We start from the raw sequence: 3,347 nt of genomic DNA on the forward strand, positions 1-3,347 counted from the left end.
GTTCGTAATTTAAATTGCGTTAACAGAATTACCCTTGTTTTTCAACTTGCGATCCCACTTAATAATTAAACCTCCTTCATTTAAAAGTTGATGTAAAAGAGATTCTAACTCTTCAACTGATTTAAAAAGTCGATGAGCGATAAATTCTTTTGCCGAGTGCCAGACCAATTCAATAATATTTAAATCTGGGCTATAGGCGGGTAAATACTCTAAAATTAAGTTGGGCATATTTTCAGCAATTTTACCAACAACATCTGTTTTTTTGTGAATACTAGCATTATCGAGAATCAGGACAATCTTTGGACCCTTCTCTCGAAAATCCTCCTCTTTATTCCCCGCTTCCACCCATTCTTTTATGATTTCTGTATAAAAAACTTTTACCACTTCATAAAAAGTTTCTGAATTTCCTTTTTTTATGAATTCTACGAATCTTTTTTTATCGGAATATCTCACTCCTCCCATCGCATTTACTCGACCACTTCTTCTTTGTCCGCTAACTTTTTTTCTTTGGCTTTTTTTCCCCCATGTTTTTCTTCTAATGACTCTTAAACTGAATCCACTTTCGTGAGGGGCTGTGTGGCGAACCTGCGTCGCCACCTTGAAAGCCCCGTCCCAAAACCATACCTGTAGCTTATTTGGCTCTTCTTTTGCTATTTTTAAGTATTCGGCTAGTTTTTGTTTAAATTCTTTTCTTTTTTCAGGATCTTGTCGATCTTCTAAACTATATTTAGCCCAAATATAAACATACTTCTTTTTTTTTAAAATGTTCGTGACTTGAGAACTACTTAATTCTATACCTGTCTGTTCTGTCAGATAAGTGGCTAATCTTTTGGCTGTCCAACGGCCAAACTCATACCCCATTTCTTGAGGCTCTTTGTCAATTGTCTCTAACAATATTTTGATATAATCATCCGTCGCTTTTCGATAATTTCCCTCCATTCTCTTGTCTTTCAAGCTATCTAAATTATTGGCATCTCCAGGAATACACCAATAAGAGACTGTTCGCAGTGAACACCCAATGAGTTTGGAGATTTGGACTTGAGTTTTCCCATCATTTAACAACAACAATATCAAAACTCTTTCTCTAATGTAAGGATTTTCTTCTTTTTTTAGTGCTTTTTGTAACTTTTCTTTTTGTTCGGAATTCAAGTGATTAGGGGCTGGCATAGCTATTGATATTTGAATAGGTTACTGTTTCTATTATACGCTATTTAGATGCTGAACAGCTTACCAGAATGTGGCTCTGAATTCGTTTTTTACCGTTATGGGAATTCCCACCCACATTCCGCAAAATTGTAGGGTTAATTCATGAATTAACCCTACACATCTTTGACCTAATCCTGAGCTTAAAGCTCGTCTCATTTCTATTAATTAGGGCTTGCTGAATAAAGGTGAAATGTAGGCAAGGTAAGGGTTTTGTGGCTTTTCTCGCGAAACAGGTGCAAGATTTTGAGAGAATCGTGCTTCAAAACCTTGCGTCTTCATCGGCCCGCGTCCTGTAGGGGCGAAGCATTCGGATAAAAAATCTACGGTTTCACCGATAGGTTATTGCCCGAATGCTTCGCCCGTACTTTTTCAGCAAACCCTAATTAAACTTGCTAAGAAGTTAAAAGTTTTTAAGGTAAAAATTTGGTCGTTTATGCAAAAGGGTTTCCATTAATTAAACTTGCTAAGAAGTTAAAAGGCCGAGAAGAATCAGTACTAGACCCCCGATGTCTAGTAGTTTCCATTAATTAAACTTGCTAAGAAGTTAAAAGCTTTACTTTAACATTTCGTTGCTCCGTGAGGACGAAAGTTTCCATTAATTAAACTTGCTAAGAAGTTAAAAGTAAAAGAGTTCGGGTTCAGTATGGAAAGCTTAAAGACGTTTCCATTAATTAAACTTGCTAAGAAGTTAAAAGGGAGAAACTAGACAAGTTCTTAGGTGCCGAACTAGGTTTCCATTAATTAAACTTGCTAAGAAGTTAAAAGTTGGCGTGCACCCTGTGGACTGTGAAAATGTTAGGTGAAGTGTTTCCATTAATTAAACTTGCTAAGAAGTTAAAAGAAAAGAGCCTCAATGTTTGCACTCCCCTTGAGTGCTTGTTTCCATTAATTAAACTTGCTAAGAAGTTAAAAGGTGTTAGCTTTAGGTGCATACTTAGCGTGCATCTTGTGTTTCCATTAATTAAACTTGCTAAGAAGTTAAAAGCTTATCGCTAGCATCTCTGGTAGATCCACAGCAGTGTTTCCATTAATTAAACTTGCTAAGAAGTTAAAAGAAATAGAAATCGTGGACGTCCGTGACGTTCATGTAGAACTTTTCAAGAACGTTTCTATTAATTAAACTTGCTAAGAAGTTAAAAGAAAAACTATAGTTCATAAAGAAGCTAAGGAGCAACTCGAAAGTTTCCATTAATTAAACTTGCTAAGAAGTTAAAAGGGTAACTCTATACGGACACCCGGTGGTTGGTGCTCAAAGTTTCCATTAATTAAACTTGCTAAGAAGTTAAAAGTAGAAAGAAACGGGGAGAAGGGCCCCCTCCTCTGTTTCCATTAATTAAACTTGCTAAGAAGTTAAAAGGAGCAACTTCAAGAGCTAAAAGCCAATCTTTACTCGTTTCCATTAATTAAACTTGCTAAGAAGTTAAAAGCCGCAATATACGAATACGACAGCAAAAACGGGATGATGCTTTTGTTTCCATTAATTAAACTTGCTAAGAAGTTAAAAGTAGCCTTAGGCTGCTTTTTAAAAGCAGTGTTTTAAAAGTTTCCATTAATTAAACTTGCTAAGAAGTTAAAAGTTAATAAGCTACATAGACAACCGCCGCCCCACTGAGTTTCCATTAATTAAACTTGCTAAGAAGTTAAAAGAAAGACGAAGAAGCGCGGACTCAGGAAAGAATGCTGCGTTTCCATTAATTAAACTTGCTAAGAAGTTAAAAGGATCCCAATCTGCATGCGCCAAGCAATGCAGAAACGTTGTTTCCATTAATTAAACTTGCTAAGAAGTTAAAAGTTGATTGTTATTTGTAAAGATTCTGTAGAATTGGGTTTCCATTAATTAAACTTGCTAAGAAGTTAAAAGGAGAAGGGCCCCCTCCTCTGGATCGTGGTTGCCTTATACTGTTTCCATTAATTAAACTTGCTAAGAAGTTAAAAGATCTACCTTTGCAAAGCATTACCGAGTTTGCGGAAAACGTTTCCATTAATTAAACTTGCTAAGAAGTTAAAAGTAAAAGCCCTCCTCTGGATAGTGGCCATACTGTATGCATCATTATTAATAGTTTCCATTAATTAAACTTGCTAAGAAGTTAAAAGACTAGCTTGGCAAAACTAGGCTGTATAAGGATTGTACAGCAATTTTT

1 protein-coding gene and 1 CRISPR repeat array are annotated in these 3,347 nt (G+C 35.8%); the gene reads right to left on the minus strand.

Annotated elements, in window-relative coordinates:
• Positions 1–9: 9 nt before the first annotated feature.
• Positions 10–1,167 (minus strand): IS630 family transposase, encoded by a 1,158-nt coding sequence (locus tag IQ242_RS20170; protein WP_193961179.1) that lies wholly within the window; start codon positions 1,165–1,167, stop codon positions 10–12.
• A 411-nt stretch (positions 1,168–1,578) separates the two neighbouring features.
• Positions 1,579–3,300: a CRISPR direct-repeat array (repeat unit 35 nt; unit sequence GTTTCCATTAATTAAACTTGCTAAGAAGTTAAAAG).
• Positions 3,301–3,347: the final 47 nt, after the last annotated feature.

Source organism: Microcystis sp. LEGE 08355, from assembly GCF_015207185.1.
Lineage (GTDB): Bacteria > Cyanobacteriota > Cyanobacteriia > Cyanobacteriales > Microcystaceae > Microcystis > Microcystis panniformis.